At 53.9% G+C, this 20,657-nt stretch carries 18 protein-coding genes; 17 read left to right on the forward strand and 1 reads right to left on the reverse strand.

What is annotated here, in order from left to right; all coding sequences use genetic code 11:
- Positions 1-17 precede the first annotated feature (17 nt).
- The 4 genes from JW984_00860 to JW984_00875 all read left to right on the forward strand — a co-directional run bounded on the left by JW984_00860 (position 18) and on the right by JW984_00875 (position 4,576).
- A complete protein-coding gene (locus JW984_00860; protein ID MBN1571729.1) occupies positions 18-446 on the forward strand; it encodes a hypothetical protein in 429 nt (142 codons plus the stop codon).
- Positions 447-587: 141 nt separating this feature from the next.
- Positions 588-1,886: a phosphoglycerate kinase gene (locus tag JW984_00865; protein ID MBN1571730.1), complete on the forward strand. Its 1,299-nt coding sequence runs from the start codon at positions 588-590 to the stop codon at positions 1,884-1,886.
- A 243-nt stretch (positions 1,887-2,129) separates the two neighbouring features.
- Entirely contained in the window at positions 2,130-3,647 is a 1,518-nt protein-coding gene (locus tag JW984_00870; GenBank protein MBN1571731.1) for an amidohydrolase family protein, read from the forward strand.
- A 125-nt stretch (positions 3,648-3,772) separates the two neighbouring features.
- The gene (locus tag JW984_00875; GenBank protein MBN1571732.1) at positions 3,773-4,576 is read left to right on the forward strand and encodes a ComF family protein; all 804 of its coding nucleotides are present in this window, start codon (positions 3,773-3,775) and stop codon (positions 4,574-4,576) included.
- Positions 4,577-4,602: 26 nt separating this feature from the next.
- Here the strand turns inward: JW984_00875 and JW984_00880 are convergent, their stop codons facing one another.
- Positions 4,603-5,088 carry a hypothetical protein gene (locus tag JW984_00880; protein ID MBN1571733.1) on the reverse strand — a complete coding sequence of 162 codons (486 nt, stop codon included), beginning with the start codon at positions 5,086-5,088 and terminating at the stop codon, positions 4,603-4,605.
- A 273-nt stretch (positions 5,089-5,361) separates the two neighbouring features.
- Here JW984_00880 and JW984_00885 point away from each other — a divergent pair, with 273 nt between their 5' ends.
- From JW984_00885 to JW984_00945, 13 genes are all read left to right on the forward strand, one after another.
- Positions 5,362-6,471, forward strand: a complete 1,110-nt coding sequence (locus JW984_00885; protein MBN1571734.1) for a glycosyltransferase family 9 protein — start codon at positions 5,362-5,364, stop codon at positions 6,469-6,471.
- The gene (locus JW984_00890; protein ID MBN1571735.1) at positions 6,461-7,639 is read left to right on the forward strand and encodes a glycosyltransferase family 4 protein; all 1,179 of its coding nucleotides are present in this window, start codon (positions 6,461-6,463) and stop codon (positions 7,637-7,639) included. The genes JW984_00885 and JW984_00890 overlap by 11 nt, the downstream gene beginning before the upstream one ends.
- A 57-nt stretch (positions 7,640-7,696) precedes the next feature.
- Positions 7,697-8,488, forward strand: a complete 792-nt coding sequence (locus JW984_00895; protein MBN1571736.1) for a glycosyltransferase family 2 protein — start codon at positions 7,697-7,699, stop codon at positions 8,486-8,488.
- Positions 8,485-9,606, forward strand: coding sequence for a DegT/DnrJ/EryC1/StrS family aminotransferase (locus JW984_00900; GenBank protein ID MBN1571737.1), 1,122 nt, complete (start codon positions 8,485-8,487; stop codon positions 9,604-9,606). Before JW984_00895 ends, JW984_00900 begins: the two co-directional genes overlap by 4 nt.
- Positions 9,607-9,669: 63 nt before the next feature.
- Positions 9,670-10,845, forward strand: a complete 1,176-nt coding sequence (locus JW984_00905; protein ID MBN1571738.1) for a glycosyltransferase family 4 protein — start codon at positions 9,670-9,672, stop codon at positions 10,843-10,845.
- Positions 10,846-11,715, forward strand: a complete 870-nt coding sequence (locus tag JW984_00910; protein MBN1571739.1) for a glycosyltransferase family 2 protein — start codon at positions 10,846-10,848, stop codon at positions 11,713-11,715. It begins immediately after the preceding gene.
- Positions 11,712-12,716, forward strand: a complete 1,005-nt coding sequence (locus tag JW984_00915) for a glycosyltransferase family 4 protein (protein ID MBN1571740.1) — start codon at positions 11,712-11,714, stop codon at positions 12,714-12,716. Before JW984_00910 ends, JW984_00915 begins: the two co-directional genes overlap by 4 nt.
- Positions 12,717-12,770: 54 nt before the next feature.
- Positions 12,771-13,901 (forward strand): metallophosphoesterase, encoded by a 1,131-nt coding sequence (locus JW984_00920; protein MBN1571741.1) that lies wholly within the window; start codon positions 12,771-12,773, stop codon positions 13,899-13,901.
- Positions 13,898-15,553, forward strand: a complete 1,656-nt coding sequence (locus JW984_00925; protein MBN1571742.1) for a hypothetical protein — start codon at positions 13,898-13,900, stop codon at positions 15,551-15,553. The genes JW984_00920 and JW984_00925 overlap by 4 nt, the downstream gene beginning before the upstream one ends.
- Before the next feature lie 79 nt (positions 15,554-15,632).
- On the forward strand, positions 15,633-16,862 hold the full coding sequence (locus tag JW984_00930) for a glycosyltransferase (protein MBN1571743.1): 1,230 nt from the start codon (positions 15,633-15,635) through the stop codon (positions 16,860-16,862).
- A complete protein-coding gene (locus JW984_00935) occupies positions 16,859-17,833 on the forward strand; it encodes a GDP-mannose 4,6-dehydratase (protein MBN1571744.1) in 975 nt (324 codons plus the stop codon). Before JW984_00930 ends, JW984_00935 begins: the two co-directional genes overlap by 4 nt.
- On the forward strand, positions 17,834-19,699 hold the full coding sequence (locus tag JW984_00940; GenBank protein ID MBN1571745.1) for a hypothetical protein: 1,866 nt from the start codon (positions 17,834-17,836) through the stop codon (positions 19,697-19,699). It begins immediately after the preceding gene.
- A 17-nt stretch (positions 19,700-19,716) separates the two neighbouring features.
- Complete coding sequence (locus JW984_00945; GenBank protein ID MBN1571746.1) at positions 19,717-20,640, forward strand: SDR family oxidoreductase; 924 nt, start codon at positions 19,717-19,719, stop codon at positions 20,638-20,640.
- Positions 20,641-20,657 lie beyond the last annotated feature (17 nt).

Genomic DNA, 20,657 nt, shown 5'->3' on the forward strand with positions numbered 1-20,657 from the left:
ATAGTGGAGACAACTTTATGAGCTTGTGCAGAAGATTTGTTTTTGTGTTGTTGGTGGCGTCGGTTTTCTTTGTGGTTTCCGGCCTTGACGCCAGGGCGGAGTGGAACGGGATCGTTCCGAACGTTACCACAAAATCTCAGGTGCTCTCGATGCTCGGCGAGCCGTCGCTCGATTCGGGACTCGTCATGATCTACGACGGACAGAAATCCCCCGAGGACACCAAGGGGGTGGCGATCTTCCTCGTGAACGATATAGTCGTGATGGTCAGGATCATTCCCGGGAAACAACTTACAATGAAGTGGGTTTCGGTGAAATTTGGAGATCCCAAGCAGGTTTCCGTCAAAAATCCCGAGCTGGAGGAGCATGTCTTTGATTCCGAATCGGGCAAGGTAATTGTAATTTTTACCAAGAGAAACAAGACGCCCATAAGGATCGACTACCTGTAAATTCAAAAGAAAAGACAGATTTACTTTTAGGGCCGTCCACAGGGACGGCCTTTTTATTTTGTTTACAGCACATTTTGTTTTTGACATATACTCCCATAGTTTTATAATACGTTTAATAATCGTGATAAGAGGATAAACGCCATGAATAGGAAATTTGATGGTGTGGACGCGGCGGTCCCAAAGATTCAGGACGCCGACCTTGACGACAAGGTCGTCCTCGTGAGGGTCGACCATAACGTCGTAAAGAGAGGAGAGATCACCGACCCCTTCAGGATAGACTCCACTATAGGCACCCTCTACAACATCGTCGAGAGGGGCGGACGACTTATCTTGATGACCCATGTGGGACGGCCAAAGAATAAAAAGACGGGCGAGATATCGGTCGACCCGGATACCTCCGTAAAGCCGATAGTGGAGTATCTCGAGAGGAAGCTCCACACAGACTTCATCGTCCCCGAGTTTAAATCGACTCCCCAGGGCATAGCCGGTATCGACACATCGATAAACCTTCACATCAGAGACCTGAGAAATCACAAGATAGGGGGAATCTATCTCCCGAACACCCGGTGGTTTTCCGGCGAGGAGGCGGGAGGACAGGAGCAGGAGGCCTTTGCCATCATGCTGGCCGGACTTGCCGATGTCTTTGTCAACGACGCCTTCGGTTCCTGGCAGCCCCATGCCTCGACCTACGATATTGCAAAGCTCCTCCCAAGCTACGCCGGGTACCTGCTGCAGCAGGAGATATCGAACCTGACCCACGTCCTTAATCCGAAACGGCCCTTTCTGGCCGTCGTCGCAGGCGCAAAGTTCGACACCAAGATAGACCCCCTGAGGAAGCTCTACGACGAGGTCGATTGTCTGATCCTGGGAGGCGTCATCTACAACACTTATCTCGCCGCAAAGTACGGAATCAAGATTTCCGGAGTTACCGAGGACGAGATGGAGATGGCAAGGGAGCTTGTGGAGAAGGACGAAAAGGGAAAAAAGATCTTGGAGCTGCCCGTAATTGTGGAGTCCGATACGTTGGAGGGCAAGATGGAAGGGAAGTACAGGAGCGTCGAGATAGAAAAGCTGAAGAAGGGCGATTCACTGAATTACATCCTCGACATCGACCCGGTATCGTTCGAGGAGAAGGGGGTGATGGACGCCATCCTCGGCGCGGGGACTATATTCGTCAACGCAGTGATGGGCTTTACCCCTCACTTCACCGAGGGATCTAAGGCCCTCGACAATGCCATCGATAAAAACCGGGACGCCAAAAAGATGTACGGCGGAGGCGATACCTTAAAGGAGTTCAAGGACCTCCTCCCCGGTCTCTACCTGGCGGTCCTGGACGATTCCCGCTACTACTTCTTTACCGGCGGCGGCGCGGTGCTCAAGGCGATCAAGGAGGGCGACCCGTACGGGCTTCCTCCCGTAAAGGCCTTGATGAAAAAGTAAATTGGCCGAAATCGGCCGGCAAAAGGCTTCGGGGGTTTGTTCTCTCTCGATATGTCTACGCCGAAACTGCTTGATAACTCCGAGGACGGCGGAATATTTTCGTCGTCGAGTCCGTTTCCTGTCAAACAATTTATGCGGATTTTTCTTGCCTAATAAAAATCGTTCGGGGGGCGGGCTGCCTTTAAGTAAAACACATTAAGTAACACAGTATTTAAGAAACACATTTTATAAAGGGAATTAAAAATGAGTAAATCTAAGGACAAATCATTTAAGGGAATTTTGGGATTGGAGGACGTGAGGATGTTGAGAAGGGAGTTCCTCCTCTCCACCTCCTTTGCGACGGCGTCTCTCCTTTTTGGGGGAATACTCCCAGCCGGCTGCACCGGCCCGAAGGAGAAGATCGCGCCGGCCTTAGGAAAAAAGGCGCTCCACAACTTCCTCCTCTTTGACGGAATTGAAAACGGTCTGAAGAAAGATAAGGTCATTCTGATAGAGGACGACAGGATTATCGACATCGAGACCGGCTGGGATGTGGAAAAGTACTCGGGATTCGAGCCGGTCGACCTCAACGGGCTGACCCTGATCCCCGGACTCATCGACAACCACGTCCACATCACCGTTCCCTTCGTCCGCGATCCGACCTTCGCCGCCGTAACGAGCACTTCCGCCCAGATCGAGAGGAATCTCTTGAGCTGTATCCTCTCCGGCGTCACCACCGTGAGGGACGTGGGGGCGTTTCCGAAGAAGATCCAGGGCTTCCGCGACAGGGTCAACGCCGGCGATCTCCCCGGCCCGAGGATCCTGTGCGCCAACTCGTTTATCTCCACCCCCACAGGTCCGCCGGAGGGAGTGCCTCACCTGAATCCGGCCGTAGAGTTCTTCATGGGGGGCCAGTTCGTCGAGAGGATCACGACCCCGGAGGAGGTTAGGATGGTGGCAAACGAGATGTGCGACCTTGGGGCGGACTGGCTCAAGACCGGGTACCAGTCGGTCTCCTATACCTTCAGGTCAAAGCCGACCGTGCCCAGCGACGAGTATTTGAAGGCGCTCCTGGAGGTGGGAGAAAAGCGGGGCAAGAAAATCTGTATGCATCAGCCCTTCCTTGAGGATTTCCTCAAGGGCGTCGAGATGGGGATTCACACCCTGGAACACTGTCCCAACGACAAGCTGATCCCGGAAGAGGCAATCGAGACCTTCATCGAGAAGGATATGGCGATACTCCCCACGATGATGGCCTTCGGGGACGCCCTCGAGATGAAGGAGATTCTTGCCTGGTTGACGGAGAACGGCCGTAAATACCTCGAGGAGGAGCCGCTGCGTCAGGTAATGGAGTCCGTAAAAATCGAAACCTCGCTTCCCTATCCCCCGGATGATTATCTCGAGAGGGGCTACTACAATTACGAGCTTATGGTTCCCCTCTTCCCGACGTTGGTCGAGAACGTTTCGAGGTTGAGGAGAATGGGAGCCACGGTGGGCGTGGGGACCGATCTAGGGGGCACCATGACGGGATTGTTCGGGTTCTACCACAAGGAGCTTGAACATCTGAGCAACGCTGGGTTCTCCAACTTCGAGATACTCAAGAACGCAACGGCCACAAACGCAAAAATAATAGACATGGCCGACGATATCGGGACTATCGAGGCGGGTAAGTACGCCGACTTTGCGGCGGTCGAGGGGGATCCCCTCTCGGATATCGGCGTGATGAAGGATGTGAAGATGGTCATGAAGGGAGGGGCCTTTATCCTTCGGCATCAAGTGTAGAGATTTCGTATAGATTGGAGATTGATATTTTCGCAGAGTTGGAAGATAACAACGCCGGGAAGCGGACCGATTCCCCTCGGCGGCTTTAGAAACAAAAGGATTTTTTCAGAGAGGCTTGTTGGCTCGTGAGGCCGAAGATCCGAATTTCAAAAGGCGGGGTAGCGCTTAAGGGCGTCCTCTCCGCTGTCGCAGACCTCCTCTTTCCACCCCTCTGTATCGGATGCGGAGAGATTCTGCCGGAGGGAGGGGGGTTTGCCTGCAAGTCTTGCCTGGCGGAGGTTGAAGGGATCGAGGCGCCATACTGCTCGATCTGCGGCAAGCCCCTCTTCGGCGTCGAGGGAACGGCCGGGAGCGATATTATTGTCTGTGAAAACTGTGCGGGTATGAAGCCACCGTTCGACGTCGCCGGGTCGGCCTTTGTCTACGGCGGGATCGTCCTCGAGGCCGTAAAGATGTTCAAATATTACGGAAGGGCAAGCCTCGCCGGGCCCTTGACCGTCTTGGCCCTGAGGGAGGGCGCATGTTTCGGGAATAGGGGCATTCCCGGAACCCTCGACCCCGCCGCATTCGACCTCATGGCCCCCGTTCCCCTCTACAGAAAGAGGCTCTACGAGAGGGGGTTCAATCAGTCCTTGGAGATCGCAAAGGAGTTGAAGAGGAGGTGTGGCGGCAAACTTTCCATAAACCGAGCCGATCTCGTCCGGACGAGATATACGGTTCCCCAGACCACCCTTTCAATGGAGGAGCGAAAGGTCAACGTAAAGGGGGCCTTCGCCGTCAGGGGGAGGGCCTTTCACAAAAAAAGGGTACTTCTCGTTGACGACGTCTTTACCACGGGATCAACGGTATCCGAATGTGCAAAGGTCCTCAAGAATGCTGGGGCGGAGAGGGTGGGGGTCTTTACGCTCACCCGCTCCGTAATGAAATAGAAGTTATTGGAAACCCCCTTTTTCCCCTATTCCTTTTCAACCTCAATCGTTTTTCTGATGTAGAGGGTTCCCCCCCCGATCTTGTCCCTTACGTTTATCTCTATCGTTACCTTGCCCGGCTCGACCACCTCCGGAAGCGTGATCTTGTTTGTTACACGCCACCACTCCGTGCCTTCCGGGGGCTTTACCTTCTCGTCAATGATGTTGGACTCGTTTAGAATAATCTTCCCGTCGCCGCTTATCATCGTCAGATCTTCCTGTATCCATGCGTTTCCGGCCTCGTCCAGGTCGTATTCCGAAATCTCGAATTGCATATAAAATTGCTCGCCGGCTTTGAAAACGGGGGGACTTGCCTTTTCCCCGCCCCTTTCCCGGGATACCACGAGGTCTCTCGCCTCGAGACCGAAGGAGATTATCTTTTGATCCGTACATGAGATTAGCGATACGAGAATCATAACGGCCATCAGGCCGAAGAGACACAAAGATGGCGCCTTCTTTATCCTTTTAAACATCGTTTCCTCCGCTAAATTTCGTTCTTTCATGTTAAATAGTTAAACCGGGTGGTTGATCTTGATTTTATACCATAATGTTAATTCATAATGTTTGGATATTTCAATTTTGTCAAGGACTTTACGGAGTTTTTTACCCCTTTTTTGTATTGCCATTTTGGGCACGCTGTGGTAGTAATTAAATTTCGAATATATATTGTAACAGGTATGATTGTAAAGGCGGGCGGCCGATGAAATACGGAAGGTTGCCTTCTCTTGACTTTAAAGATAAGGGCAATGACCTCAGATATAGATAAAAAGGAGATAGAGAGTATTCTCATCATTAGGCTCTCCGCCATCGGGGATGTAATCAGGGTGCTTCCCTCTCTTGGTCTTTTGCGCAAGCGCTTTCCCATGGCAAAAATATCGTGGGTTGTGGAAGAGGCCGCGTCGGATATCCTCGGAGGGATGGGGGAGATTGATGAGATCATTGTCTTTCCCAAAAAGAGAATATTAAGAAAGCTTGGAAGGCCCTGGACTTTTTTCGGCGCCGTTGGCGAATTCGTAAAATTCTCGAAGGAGTTGAGACGAAGTTCTTTCGATGTCGCCCTCGATTATCACGGTCTGTTAAAGAGCGGGTTAATCTCGTTTTTTTCCGGCGCCCCGGTAAGGCTCGGTTTTGCGAAGGGCTTTTCGAAGGAGCTGAACCACCTGTTCAACAACAGGAAGATAAAGCTTCCGGTCCCGAAGCTTTCGAGGATTACGAGAAACCTCCTGCTGACCGAGGGGCTGACGGGAGTGGACGGTGTGCCCGAGATTCATATCGGGACGACGCCGGAAGACAGGAAGGTTGTGGACATTATCGAGGCGGAGTATCTCTCCGGGGAGAGGCCGAGGATAGTAGTTCATCCGAGCACATCGCCGAGGACACCTTATAAGAGGTGGGGGGCGGAGCGCTACGCCGCTCTCTCGGACATCCTTGTTTCGAGGCTTAAGGCTGAGGTAATCATCACCTTTGGGCCGGGCGAGGAGGATACGGCCAGGGAGGTTAGGGACGGTATGAAACATGGGGCCACGATCTTGGACAGGCCCATGAGGCTGAGGGAGCTTGCCGAGCTGTACCGCCGCTCGGACGTCTATGTTGGGGGAGACACGGGCCCGATGCACATCGCCTCCTTTGTGGGGACGCCCGTGGTTGCGATATTCGGGCCGACCGACCCGATTGAGAACGAGCCTTACGTAAAGACGCCCTTCGTCATGATAAGAAGGCCTACAGACTGCAGCCCCTGCAGGAAGAAGGGCTGTACCCGGGGGGATTGCTTCGAGGGGATTACCCCCGAGGAGGTGGCGGACGAGGTGATCCGGCTCCTGGGGGGATACCGAAAGGCGATCGCTTATGGGATATAAGGTCGCTTTTGTGATTGATAAATTCGACCCTGCAAGGGGCGGGGCCGAGGGGTACGCAAGAGATCTCTGCAGGGGTCTTGCCGACAGGGGATTCGAGGTGCACGTCCTTGCAAGGGTCGGGAGGACGGACGACGAGAGGATTAATATACACATCATCCCGGCCGTCCGGTATCCCAAGTTTTTGAGGCTTTACACCTTTGTGGAGGGGGTTGAGAGGGAGATAGAGAGGGGGGATTACGATATAGTCCACGCCGTGGGGTACAACACCGGGATTAACGTCCTCAACCCCCACTCCGGCGTCGAGCAGTCGTGGATAGATGGGGACGACAACTCCAGAGAGTCCGGGATCGGGAGGCGGCTTGCGTGGATAAAGAGGCTCCTCTCGCCGCGCCACCACCTGATCCTTTCCCTCCAGAGGCGCCAGTACGGGGATATGGGGGTAAAGGCGATTATAGCGATAGCGGAGATGGTCAAAAGGGATATTGTTAAATATCACAACGTTGATGAAAAGAAGATAGAAGTGGTGTATAATGGTGTGGACATGGGGAGGTTCTCAACAAAGAAAAGGGAGCTATACCGCGCAGGGGAGAGGGAGCGTCTCGGGATAGGAGAGGACGAGATCATAATTCTTCTCGTCTCGAACAACTTTAGATTGAAGGGGGTTCTCCCGGCGATCGAGCTTCTGCCCGTCTTGAGGGAGCGGGCCGGGGAGGGCCGCGGCAAATTCAGGCTTATGGTCGTCGGACGGGACAATCCCCGAAGATACTTGAGGGTGGCGAGGAGGCTTGAGGTGGATGAACTTGTTCGGTTTATCGATTATGTGCCAGACCTCGTCCCCCTGTATGCCGCGGCGGACATCTATTTTCACCCGACCTTCTATGACTCCTGCTCCCTTACCGTTATCGAGGCCCTTGCTTCGGGACTGCCTGTTGTGACGACCGAAAAGAACGGGGCCTCGGGATTGATCGAGTCCAAGGAGACGGGATGGGTCATCGACGATCCAAGGAATAAAGACGAGTCCGCCCGGGCCCTCCTTTACTATTTCGACGACGGCCTCCGTAAAAGGGCGCATCGGGCGGCCGAACGATTTGGAGAGAGACTCTCTTTCGATAGAAATATCGACAGAGTGGTACAAATATACGACAAGGTTGTTTCCCTTTCAGGTTGAGTGCAAGATTGACTGAATTATTAAAGTTCATAAAAACCCTTTTCAGGAGTGACCGTAATGAAGGGTGATAAGCTTCCGATTTCGGTATATATAATTACCAAGGACAATATCCGAACGCTAAAAAAGGCCCTATTGAGCGTTTCGGACTGGGCGGACGAGATAGTCGCCGTGGACTCCGGCAGCAGCGACGGCACCCTCGAGTTATTGAAGGAGTTCACCGACAGGGTCTATCACAGGGACTGGCCAGGCTTCAGGGAACAATATCAACACGCCCAGGATTTGACCAAGAACCGCTGGGCGATCTTTATAGACGCCGATGAGGAGGTGTCTCCCAAGCTGGTCGAGGAGATAAAGGATTTGTTTAAAAATGGTGAGCCTGAAAAGGACGGTTACATCGCCCACAGAAAGACCTACTTTCTCGGAAAGTGGATAAAGTACGGCGGCTGGTCGAGGGATTACGAGATTCGTCTTTACAAAAAGGATATGGGGAGATGGGAGGGGGGACTCCACGCCAAGGTTCATCTTAAAGGGAAGGTGGGGGAGTTCAAAAACTATTACCTTCATTACACCTACAGCGATATATCCGACCAGATAAAGACAATGGACCTCTATTCGAGGATGGCTGTGATGGATATGGTAGAGGCCAAAAGGAAGCCGAGTATTTCAAAGCTCATCCTGAACCCCCTCTTCCGTTTTTTTAGGGATTACTTTTTCAGGCTCGGATTTTTAGGGGGCATCCCGGGGCTGGTCATAGATGTGACCAATGCGTATTACGTTTTCCTGAAATACGCTAAGCTTTGGGAATACTGGCACGTGTCCAGACGAGACGAAGAGGTTAAAGATAAATGATTCCGGTCTCCGATCCAAAGAGGGGCGCGGCGGCGTTGAGGGATGAGATAGTATCGGCCATGACAAGGGTCGTCGATTCGGGGTGGTACATCCTGGGCGGGGAGGTCTCCGCCTTTGAGGAGGAGTTCGCCCGATACGTTGGGATAAAGCACGCCGTATCCGTGGCCTCCGGGACGGACGCCCTGACCCTTTCCCTTATGGTCTTGGGAGTAGGTCCGGGGGACGGCGTTGTGACGGTCCCGAACACCGCCTTTCCCACCGCCGCTGCTATAACAAGGGCGGGCGGGAGGCCGGTTTTTGTGGACGTCGATCCGGTATCCCGCACGATGGACCCCTACCTCTTGGAGGAGCTTCTTAAGTCGGGAGGAGGCGGCGCTAAGGGGGAGGGCGAAATAAAGGGGATCATTCCCGTCCACCTCTACGGCGGGCCGGCGGATATGGACGCCGTCAACGATATTGCAAAAAAGAACGGCCTCTTTGTCCTCGAGGACTGCGCCCAGGCCCACGGCGCCCTCTATAAGGGGGTAAAAGCGGGGACAATGAGCGATATAGCCGCGTTCTCGTTCTATCCGACGAAGAACCTCCCCGCCCTCGGCGACGCGGGGATGATAGTCACCGACAGTGACAAGCTGGCCGAGAGGGCAAGAAGTTTGAGGAACTACGGCCAGAGCTCTCAGTATATCCACGAGGATGTGGGGATGAACAGCCGGATGGACGACCTGCAGGCCTCGGTGTTGAGGCTGAGGCTCAAGGCCCTCGACCGCGACAACGGACAGAGGAGGGAGATAGCAAAGAAATACGACGCAGGAATAAAGGGCGAATTTATACTGCCGAGAGAGATAAAGTACACCCGCCACATCTATCACCTGTACGTAATCGAGACTGAAGAGAGGGTGACGCTCATCGACCACCTCAAACGGGAGGACGTGGGTTGTGGGATTCATTACCCGAGGCCGATCCACCTCCAAAACGCGTATAAAGACCTCGGGTACGGCCGGGGGGACTTCCCCGTATCGGAAAAGCTGGCCGACACGGTAATCTCGATCCCTGTGTTCCCGGAGCTCGAAGACGGCGAGGTGGAAAGGGTGATCGAGGCGTTGAACTGCTTTAAAGCGTGATTGATTACGGGGAGGTGAAGTACTCTCCTTCGTTTGATATTTTTGTTTGCTCTTTTGTTTGATATGAAGATCCTTCAGGTATTTGCGGATTGGAAGTGGACGGGGCCCTCGGAGCCGATTCTTTTACAGACGAGGGCGCTGATGGAGAGGGGAAACGAAGTTGTCCTGTCTGCGGCCTACCCGCCGAAAGGGGCGGGGGAGGCGGAGAGCATCGTATCTTATGCAAAGGAGATGGGAATAAAGGTTGACGGGTCGGTAAGCTGGGACAGGCGAACGAAGCCCGGAAACCTGTTCGGAATCCCAACGATCATAAGGGACACTAACTCCTTTCGGAGGTTGATCGACAATATACCGGCGGATATCGTATCGGCCCATTCCTCCCACGACCACTTTATCGCCAAAAGAGCGATTAGGGGGAGCCTGTCGAGGCCGCTCCTTGTGAGGACGGATCACAAGCGCGACTTTATATCGGGCGGCATCGGGAACCGCTTTTTGATGAACAGGGGCACGGACGGGGTCGTGACGTTTTCAAGGGCGGGGGCGTCCTCTTTGCTGAGGTATTTTCGGATCCCGAGGGATAAGATCCTTGTGGTCGATCCCGCCCTCGACCTCGACAGGTGGGACCCCGCCCTCCCCGCCGCGGACATGCGCTCGGAGCTCAATATCCCGAGGGACGCCCCGGTCATCGGGATGGTGGCGAGATTTCAGAAATACAGGAAGACCGACGTGGTGATCTCGGCGTTTGCAAAGGTCCTCAAGAAATTCCCGAATGCGAGGCTCCTCCTGATCGGGAGGAGCTCCCAGATGGAAGAGAGCGTTGTCAAGCCCGCCCGGAGGCTCGGAATCGAAGACAAGATCATAACCCCGGGGTATATGACAAAATATTACAGGGACGCCCTGAAGGTCATCGACATCTTCGTCTTCATGATGCCCGGCTCCGACGGGACGGCGAGGGCGTTGAGGGAGGCGATGGGACTCGGAATCCCCGTAGCGGCTGCAAAGGTGGGGATGATACCAGAGATTGTCGAGGACGGCGTTTCGGGTCTCCTTATGGAGCCGAACAGCATGGCCGTGGAGACGGTATTGCTGAAGCTTTTAGGGGACGAAGGCTTAAGGAAGAGACTTGGGAGGGGAGCGAGGGAGAGGGGACTGAGTCGATTCGATGTAAAGGTTCAGGCGGAGAAGATTGAGAATTTCTTCAGGGGGCTTATTTCGAATAAGGGATTCGGCGGGGCGTAAATGGACAGAGGCGTATCGATATCCGTCGTAATCCCCACCCACGACGTCAAAAAGAGGGGGGATTCGCTTAAGGAGGCCGTGGGGAGCGTTTTGTCGCAGAGTCGTCTCCCGGACGAGATAATCGTGGTGAACGGCGGAGACGACAGATTGACGCTTAAAGGGATTGCCGGGTCAGATTTGATAATGATAAGGGTGGTGAGTTCAAATAGGCACGGCCCCTCCGCCGCAAGGAACAGAGGGATTTTGGAGGCTAAGGGGGATTACATTGCGTTTCTGGACGACGACGACCTGTGGCACCCGGAAAAGCTCGAGATACAGATGGACTACCTGGAGAAAAATCCGGAGATATGGATGGTCTCCTCCACTATGGTCCCAATGGGGGGAGACATAAGAATCAAAGGGGGGCGCTGGATATCGGGGGATCTGTTCGGAGTGCTCTACATGAAGAGCATCGTCCCCACCCCCACCGTCGTCGTCAAGAGGGAGGTCTTCGACAGGGTGGGGTTTTTCAACGAGGAGATGATGAGGGCGGAGGATTACGACCTCTGGCTCAGAATAACCCGCTTTTTTCCCACGGCCCACCTGAAGTCGCCCCTGGGCTGGGTGGGTAGGGGGGCCGGCCGCCTCAGCGACGACAAGGTCGACCTCAGGAAAAACTCCATCAGGCTTCTTGAGAAATATTACGACCCGAAGAGGATATCAAAAGGGAAATACAGAAAGAGGATGTCAGAGCTTGAGATCTATCTCGGGAGGGAATATATGAAAATCGGTGATCTCAAGGAGGGAAGGAGCCATTTCGTGAAGGCCGTAAGATTCAGGCCGTTGAGTCTGAGACCCTATCGTTACCTTTTAGGCTCGGTGTTAAGATGAAACGTCTCGCATTTTTGATGCACAAGGGATTCGAGGGGAGGTTTCGGGTAAAGGAGTTCATCCCCTATTTCGAGGAAAACGGAGTCGAGGTGTCCCTCGTCAGGGTCCCCGGCGGGATGGTAAAGAGGCTCTCGACCTTTAGGCGCTTAAGGGAATTCGACGTCGTGATCATACAGAGGAAGCTTCTTACCGCCCTGGACCTCTTCTTCGTGAAGCGCTACGCGAAAAAGAGTGTCTTTGATTTCGACGATGCGATCATGTACCGCTCCTCCCGGCACAAGAGCCAGCATTCCAGGGGGAGAATGAGGAAGTTCAGGAACATGATGAAGAGCGTGGACGCCGTCTTTGCGGGAAACAGCTACCTGGCCGGATTGGCCGCGAAGTTCACGACGCCCGAGAGGATACATATCTTTCCCACGGTCGTTGACCTAAACGAATACGGGATCAAGGAGTACAAAGGGAAAAGAGAAAAAAATGACGGCTTCACGGTGGGTTGGATAGGGACATCGACAAATCTCCACTACCTGAAGGCGATAGGCCCTGCCCTCGAGGAGTTTGCCGGAAAATATAAAGGGGTCAGGCTCAAGATAGTGTGTGACAAGTTTTTCGACCTGAACGGGGTCGATGTGATAAAGAAGGAGTGGATACCGGAGGAGGTTGAGGCTGACCTCAAGAGCTTCGATGTGGGGGTTATGCCGCTGACCGACGACATCTGGGCGAGGGGAAAGTGCGGGTTCAAGGTGGTACAGTACCTGGCCACGGGAGTTCCCGCCGTGGCGTCTCCGGTGGGGATAAACAGCGACCTCGTGATTAACGGCGACACCGGATTCAGAGCCGAAAATCACGACGAGTGGGTGAAAAGCCTGTCGAGTCTTTACGAAGACCGGGGGCTGATCGAAAAAATGGGTCTCTCGGGGAGAAGGCTCGTGGAGAAGGGTTTCTCCCTTCAGGCCATGGCGCCGAGATACCTCGAGGTCTTGAGAAAGATAGCCGGGGAGTGACGTTTGAGAGGAACAAAAATTTCTGAAAATAAAGCCGGATTACCGAAGGGATTGATGTCAAAGGCCCTTTTTTCGGCCGTAATATCAATTACAATTGCGGTTGCGGTTCTCTTCGGCGTCGGGGCGAATTCGGCCGAGATCGTTATTGGGCCCGTTTTGGAGTTTCCGGGGGCCGATAGAATGACGATCTTCTGGGAGACAGACGTCGCCGCGGTAGGAGGGATTGCTTTGGTCGTTGGTGGGGGTGCGGAGAGGATCAGGTCTACGGTTCTGGAGGCCTCTACAGCCCACAGGGTTGTCCTCAACGAGCTTTTGCCGGCGACCGAGTACAGCTATTCGGTTTTGGCGGACGGGGTGTCCTTGTACACGAGCAAATTTAAGACGCTTCCGGCGGAGGGGGACTACAGGGTTGTGCTTGTGGGGGATATCCACGCCCCCGCAGAGCCTTTTTCAACCCTGGCCCCTCTGATCGAGAGGAAGTCTCCCGATTTTGTCGTCCTTCTCGGGGACCTTGTGTGCGAGGGGGAAAACAGGCACGAGTGGGACTCTCTTTTCGAGCTTGGACGAAACCTCTTTGACCATGTGCCGGTCTTTCCCGTAATAGGGGACCATGACTTTGACAGGGGGGATGGGGTTCATTTATACGAAAGATTCTTTTCAGAATCTGATGACGGGGGCGAAAAAAACCGGTACTATGTGGAGAATATTTGTGGAGACCTTTTCATCTTCCTCGATGTGGAGTCGGGGGGGATAAGACAGTGGATATGGTTTGCCGATACACTCATGAAGGCGGCCCAGGACGCCGGGAGGGGGCGAATCTACGTCCTATCTCACGAGGGGGTTGTAAGCTTTAAGGGAAATAGAAAGGGATGTTTCCTTTTAAAACACTTTCTTGGGATAATGAGTTACGCCGGGGTGTCCGCCCTTATTTCGGGCCACGATCACCACTTCGTCGCGGGAAGGACGCATAACGGAATAGACTTTTTCGTGACCGGCGGGGGCGGCGGCGCCCTGTACGACATAAATCCCGAAAACTTCTACGCGAAATTCGTGGGGGTAATGGAGGAATCGTACAAGGGGTACCATTTTCTCGTGATGGACGTTTCCGACAAAGGATTCACGGTCACGGTCGTGAACCAGAAGGGTGAGGAGATTTACAGGAAGGAAGTGAAGGAGCCGAGGTGATGGAGGAGACCTTCAGAAAATATGAATCCGGGGGACTCAAGTGGATCGTCCGGGAGGGGTATCGCGATCTAATAAATATCGATTTCACGGACGGGAGCGTGCTTAAAAACGTCGACGAGAACAACGTCAGGATTCGCGGGTTCGTTGAATTCAAGGGCGAGCGGCTATTTGTGAAGGCATTCAAGGAGCGGGATCGATTTTCGCCGCTCTTGACTCTGAAGGGCCTCATCTTCGGTCACGGAGCGAAGAGGGAGTTTGACGCGTCGAGGTATCTTGCCGGTAAGGGGATCGACACGCCCGAGGTCATCGCCGTCGGTCTGGGGCCTTTTTTACGGTCGAGGGCGGTCATAATATTCAGAGTCCTCGATAACGCTTCCAGGCTGGACGAGGTTTTTCGGGATTTAAGCGATGACCCTCAAGGGAGTGGGAGGGAAAGATTGATAGGGCCGCTTTCCGAGATAACAGCAAGGCTCCACGCCGCCTCCTTTCACCACAGGGACTACCACGCGGGAAACCTGCTTATAAAAGGCGGGGGAAAAAAGGATAAACTTTACGTCATTGACCTCCACCGCTCCTCGTTCCCGAGGGGGATGAGGGGAAAGAGGGCGCTCAAAAATATTGCGGCCGTCTGCCACTCCCTGAGCCCCGGTTTGGATGACGGTGACATCCGGGAGCTGTTGAAGAGATACGAGGAGGCAAGGGGGGAGAATTCGCTTGAGATCGAGGGAGCGCTGAAATTCATAAAGGAGAGGATTTCGAAGATGGAGGGGGTGAGGCTCAAGAGCCGAACCAGGCGTTGCTTCAAGAACAGCAGCGAGTTCTCGGTGGAAAAGAAGGGGGGAAGGACCGTTTATCTCATGAGGGGAGTGTGCGTCGACAAATTGATGGGGACAATCGGGGAGTTTTCCGAGGGCGGCGGCATTATGTTGAAGGAAGACAGGAAGGCGAGAGTAGCGCTCTTCAAGTGGGACGGGGTGGATGTCTGCGTAAAGGGGTACGAGACGCTGTCGATTAAGGAAAAGATCTGGGCCGCTGTCGGGAGATCGAGAGGGCACGTCTCGTGGCGGTCGGCCCGGGGCCTTGCGGTCAGGGGGTTTAACACGCCCCTCCCCCTGGCCCTCGTCATAGTCAGGAGGTTTTTTGTCCCCGGAAAAATCTATTTCGTCACCGAGTCTTTGAGGCCCGCCAGGGAGCTCGACAGGTTTATATTGAATGCCTTCAAAGAGAGCCAAAACGGGAAGGAGGGGCTGCTTGCCGGTCTGGCGGGAGTAATAGGGTCCCTGCACAGGATGGGGATATATCACAGGGACCTCAAGGGGACAAACATCGGCGTCAAGAAAGAGGGGGGAGGATATATCTTTTCCCTGATCGATCTCGACGATGTGTCCTTCACCTCCGGCGTCAACGTGAGGAGGAGGGCGAGAAACCTCTCTCAGCTCTACCTCTCCACGCCGAAGGTTATAGGGGCGAAAGACAGAAAGTCTTTTTTTGAGAGGTATCTTGATGCCGCTGAGGGAGCTGCCGAGAGGGAAAGGATAAAGAGGGAGGTAAAAAAGATCGTTAGGGGGGAGGAACTGTTGTTCGTCTCGGATAAAGGGGATGTCATCGAGGACGGGGAGGACCTCTTTTCCGAGCTCTTCGGGGACAGATAGTTTGTTTTTGTGAGATGTCTAATTGGTTGTTGGGACCGCTCGATTTAAATAATATTTAAGGCGTCTTAAGAATATTTGGATGAAGAGGATAAAGGTTTTAAGAATCATCACGAGGCTTAACGTGGGGGGGCCGGCGATTCACGCCGTGCTCCTGACGAAATACCTCGATCCCGAGCGCTTCGAGAGCGTTCTCGTAACCGGAGAGGTGGGGGAAAACGAGGGGGATATGGGATACCTTGCGGAGGGGTACGGTGTAGAGCCGATATTTATACCGGGTCTCGGCAGGGAGATAAGCATGTTTGAGGATATAGGGGCTTTTTTCCGTCTCCTCTCCCTGATCTTGAGGGAGGAGCCTGATATTATCCACACGCATCTCGGAAAGGCCGGTACGCTGGGGAGGCTTGCGGGCGCCCTTTCAAAGTTTGTCTTGATTTTTAAGGGAGAGACGATTAAGATGTTTCACACCTTTCACGGACATTTTTTCTATGGATATTTCGGCCCGGTGATGACCCGGGTCTTTAAATATATCGAAAAAACGCTGGCCCTTTTCTGTGATCGGCTGATAGTCTTAAACGAGAGCCAGAAGGAGGATATAACCCGAAAGTACGGGGTGGTTCCTGAGAGGAAGATCGAGATAGTGCCCCTCGGGTTCGACTTTAAGTTCATCGAAGATTCGAGGGGAAGCGGCGGGCGGTTGAGAGAGGATGCGGGATTGAAGAAGGGGGAGAAGCTCGTGGGCATCGTTGGGAGACTCACCGCCATAAAGAACCACCGCCTCTTTCTTGACGGGGCCTCGATCTACCTCAACGGGGGCGGGTCCGTGCCGGCGAGGTTTCTCGTCGTGGGGGACGGGGAGCTCAAGGAGGATCTCGAGGAATATGCCGAAAGGCTGGGGGTTGAAGGAAGGGTCAAGTTCACCGGCTGGGTAAGGGAGATGGGGGAGGTCTACGATGCCCTCGACCTTCTGGTGCTTACCTCCAACAACGAGGGGACGCCGGTCACGGTCATAGAGGCGATGGCGTCGGGCATCCCGGTTGTGGCCACCGCCGTTGGGGGTGTCCCGGAGCTTCTGGGGGGGGATGCGAAGGGGAGGATGGCAAATGGTATCGATATAGTCGAGCGCGGGATCATTATACCTCCAGGAAAAGGAGAGAGCCTGGCCCGGGCCATTTCCATCGCCCTTTCGGAGGGCGGCCCGGCCCGGGAGACGGTCGGAAGGGCGAGGGATTTTGCGCGGAAAAACTTCGGGAGTGAGAGGCTGGTAAAGGATATAGAAAATCTTTATATAAAATCTTTGGATGTGGCATGAAAGTATTGATTACAGGCGGGGCCGGGTTCATCGGCTCCTATTTGGCAGAGGGACACCTCGGAAAGAACGATGAGGTCTACATAATCGACAACCTCTCCACCGGAAGCCTCAAAAACATCGAGCATATCCGCTTCGATGAGAGGCTGCATCTCGTTACGGACTCGGTCTTGAACGAGGGAGTGATGAACGAGCTTGTCGGCAAATGCGACGTAATCTACCACATGGCGGCGGCCGTGGGCGTTAAGCTTATCATGGAAAACCCCGTCGAGACAATCGAGACCAACGTTCGGGGGACCGAGGTAACCCTCAAGATGGCGAACCTCTTCAAAAAGAGGATCATCATTGCATCGACTTCGGAGGTATATGGCAAGGCCATGGACATCAAGAAGGGGGGGGTTGACCTGAGCGAGACCGACGACCTTCTGCTTGGCCCCACGAGCAAGAGGAGGTGGGCCTACGCCTGCTCCAAGGCGGTGGACGAGTTTCTTGCCCTCGCCTACTACGACGAAAAGGGGCTTCCGGTTACCATAGTCCGCCTCTTTAACACCGTGGGCCCCCGCCAGACGGGACGCTACGGGATGGTAATACCGACCTTTGTTCAGTCGGCGCTTCTGGGCAAGGCCCTTCCCGTTTTCGGGGACGGGACGCAGTCGAGATGTTTCACCCACGTAAGGGATGTCGCCAGGGCGCTCATGGCTCTCATGGACTGCGATAAAGCGGTGGGTCAAATCGTGAATATAGGGAGCTCCGACGAGATTACCATCAACGACCTTGCCGAGAAGATAATCGCGTATACGAACAGTAAGTCTAAGATAGAGCATATACCCTACGAAAAGGTGTACGGGAGCGGATTCGAGGATATGGAGAGGCGCAAGCCCGACCTCGCAAAGGCCAATGAGCTTGTCGGTTACATCCCCGAGAAAAACATCGATGACATCATAAGGGATGTCGTGGAGTATTGCGGAAAATAGATGGATAAACTTCTTACAACGGCCGGTCTGGCCTTCGGTTTGGCCCTCACCCTCTCCCTTTTTGGAACGAGGATTATGATCTCCGTGGCGAAGAGGATGGGATGGATGGAGAAGCCGAAGGAGGACAGGTGGCATAAAGAGCCCACGGCGAAGATGGGGGGGGTCGCCGTCTATGCAGCCCTAATTGTGCCTATATTGATCTTTTTTTGGCCCATAATTGCCTCCGGGTTTGGACTTGAAAAAACGGGTCCCCTGGCCAAGGAGATCCTCCTCTGGATGTCGCCGTCGGTCGTTCTGGGGCTTCTGGTCGGCATGACAATCATTTTCATTCTCGGGCTTGTGGACGATTTCAGGTACATAAAGCCCAGGACGAAGATATTTTTCCAGGTTGTGGCGGCCGTTGTCGTCGTCATATACGGGGTGTCGTCCGAGTTCTTCAACCCGTTTATCGGTATTCCCCTGACAATCTTCTGGATTATCGCCGTCACCAACGCTTACAACCTCATTGACAACATGGACGGCCTCTCCTCCGGAACCGCCGCGATATCGTCGATTTGCATCTTCCTCCTGTCCGTTATCATGGGATGGACTCACACGGCGATCCTGTCGGCGATAATGACTGGCGCGGCGCTTGGATTTCTCAGATACAATTTCAAGCCGGCCCGAATATTTTTGGGCGACTCCGGGGCGCTCCTTATAGGGTTTTATCTCTCGGTGATAACGATCGTGGGCACCATGGCGCAGATGTCAAATCTCATTATCATCATGGTGGTCCCGGTCCTCGTGATGGCGGTCCCTATCTTCGACACCACCTTCGTTACGATCCTACGGGCTCTTTCGGGGCGCCCGATCTCCCAGGGGGGGAGGGACCACACGTCCCATCGCATGGTCATCCTGGGGCTCTCGGAGAGGAACACCGTACTTCTGATCTACGTCTTCTCTCTGGTCTTTGGAATATTTGCGGTGCTCTATGCGTCCCCAAAGGTGGATTTCCTGCTGATTACGTCGCTCCTTATCATATCCCTCATCTTTCTGATCCTCTTGGGGGTTTTTCTTGCCGGTGTGGATATAAAGGAGCTGAAGAAGCTGAGTGGGGAGGGGAAGTTAATAGAGGGACGACGCCCGTTGATGTCGTTTTTAATGGAAAGGAGGGAGAGATTCGGGGAGATTCTGGCCGACTGCCTGATAATAGTGGTCTCCTATATGCTCGCGTATCTTATAATTCGGGAGGGCTACATAGGGATGGAAGAGGGTATCCTCATTGCCAAGTCACTCCCGATCGTTATTTTTGCCCAGATGGTGTCGTTCTACTTCTTCGGGATTTACCGGGGTCTGTGGATGTACGTGGCCTTTCGGGACATAGTAAAGATTGTTCAGGCGGCCCTCGTGGGGACCCTGGCGTCGATGATAGTCCTTTTCCTATTCACATTCTTTGAGGGATATTCGCTGTCGGTGATGGTCGTTTACTTCCTCCTCTTGGTCTTTTTCACCTCCGCGAGGCTGGCGAGCCTCAGGGGATTCAAGGAGTACTTTACGCATCACAAGGCGAAGAGGGCCGACAAGAGGGTGATTATCTTCGGCGCCGGCGATTCGGGAAACGCCGTTTTGAAGGAGATATTGAATAACGAGGGCCTGAACTTGAGGCCACTCGGATTCATCGACGATGATCTGAAAAAGGTGGGCCTGAAGATAAACGGGGTTGAGGTCTTGGGAACGAGGGGGGAGCTTAAAAAGGTTGTGGCGGAGAGGGAGGTGGACGAGGTGATCATTGCCGTAAGAAACATCTCCGAGGACGCCGTTCTCGATATTCAGAAGATATGTATAGATCTCGGGGTATCGTACAGAAGGGCCGCGGCTATTTTATAAACAGAGGAAAGAGATATATGAGATTTCTGGTTACAGGGGGAGCGGGGTTTATAGGCTCCCATATAGTCGAGGAGCTCGTTAAGAGAGGGGAAGAGGTGCGGGTTCTGGATAACCTCTACAGCGGGAAGGTCGAAAATATAGGGGAGTTTATGGGCGACATCACCTTTATAGAGGGGGATATCAGGGATACCGATATTGTGAGGAAGGCGGTTAGCGGCGTGGATGTGATCCTCCACCAGGCGGCGGTGCCCTCCGTGCCCCGGTCCGTGGCGGAGCCGAAATATACAAACGACGTCAACGTAAACGGCACCCTGGAGCTCCTTATTGCGGCCAGGGATGAAGGGGTAAAGCGGTTCGTCTATGCGTCTTCCTCTTCTGTGTACGGCGACACGCCGACCCTGCCGAAGGTCGAGGATATGACGCCGAACCCCCTTTCCCCGTATGCCGCCCAGAAGCTCATGGGGGAGCATTACGCCCGGGTCTTTTATTACGTTTACGGCCTTCCCACCCTGGGGCTTCGCTACTTCAACATATTCGGGCCGAGACAGGACCCGAAATCGGAATACGCCGCCGTGGTCCCAAAGTTTATAACGAGGCTTGCAAAGGGGGAGCCGCCGATAATTCACGGGGACGGAGAACAGTCGAGGGATTTTACCTTCGTGAAAAACGTTGTCAGGGCGAACCTCCTGGCGGCTGAGGCGGAAGACTGTTCCGGGGAGATTGTAAACATCTCAACGGGAGAGAACCTGACGGTCAAAGAGCTTGCTAAGACTATAGGAAAAATAGTGGGGGTAGACTTAGAGCCGATCCACGATCCACCGAGGGAGGGGGATGTCAAAGACTCCCTCGGCGGTATTGAAAAGGCGAAAAGACTTATCGGCTATGAAGTAGAGGTCGGCTTCAAGGAGGGACTTTCGCGGACGGTGGATTTTTTTATTTAGACCATAGTTTTTTTATA

Origin of the sequence: Candidatus Zymogenus saltonus (assembly GCA_016929395.1) — a bacterium.
GTDB classification, from domain to species: Bacteria; Desulfobacterota; Zymogenia; order Zymogenales; family Zymogenaceae; genus Zymogenus; species Zymogenus saltonus.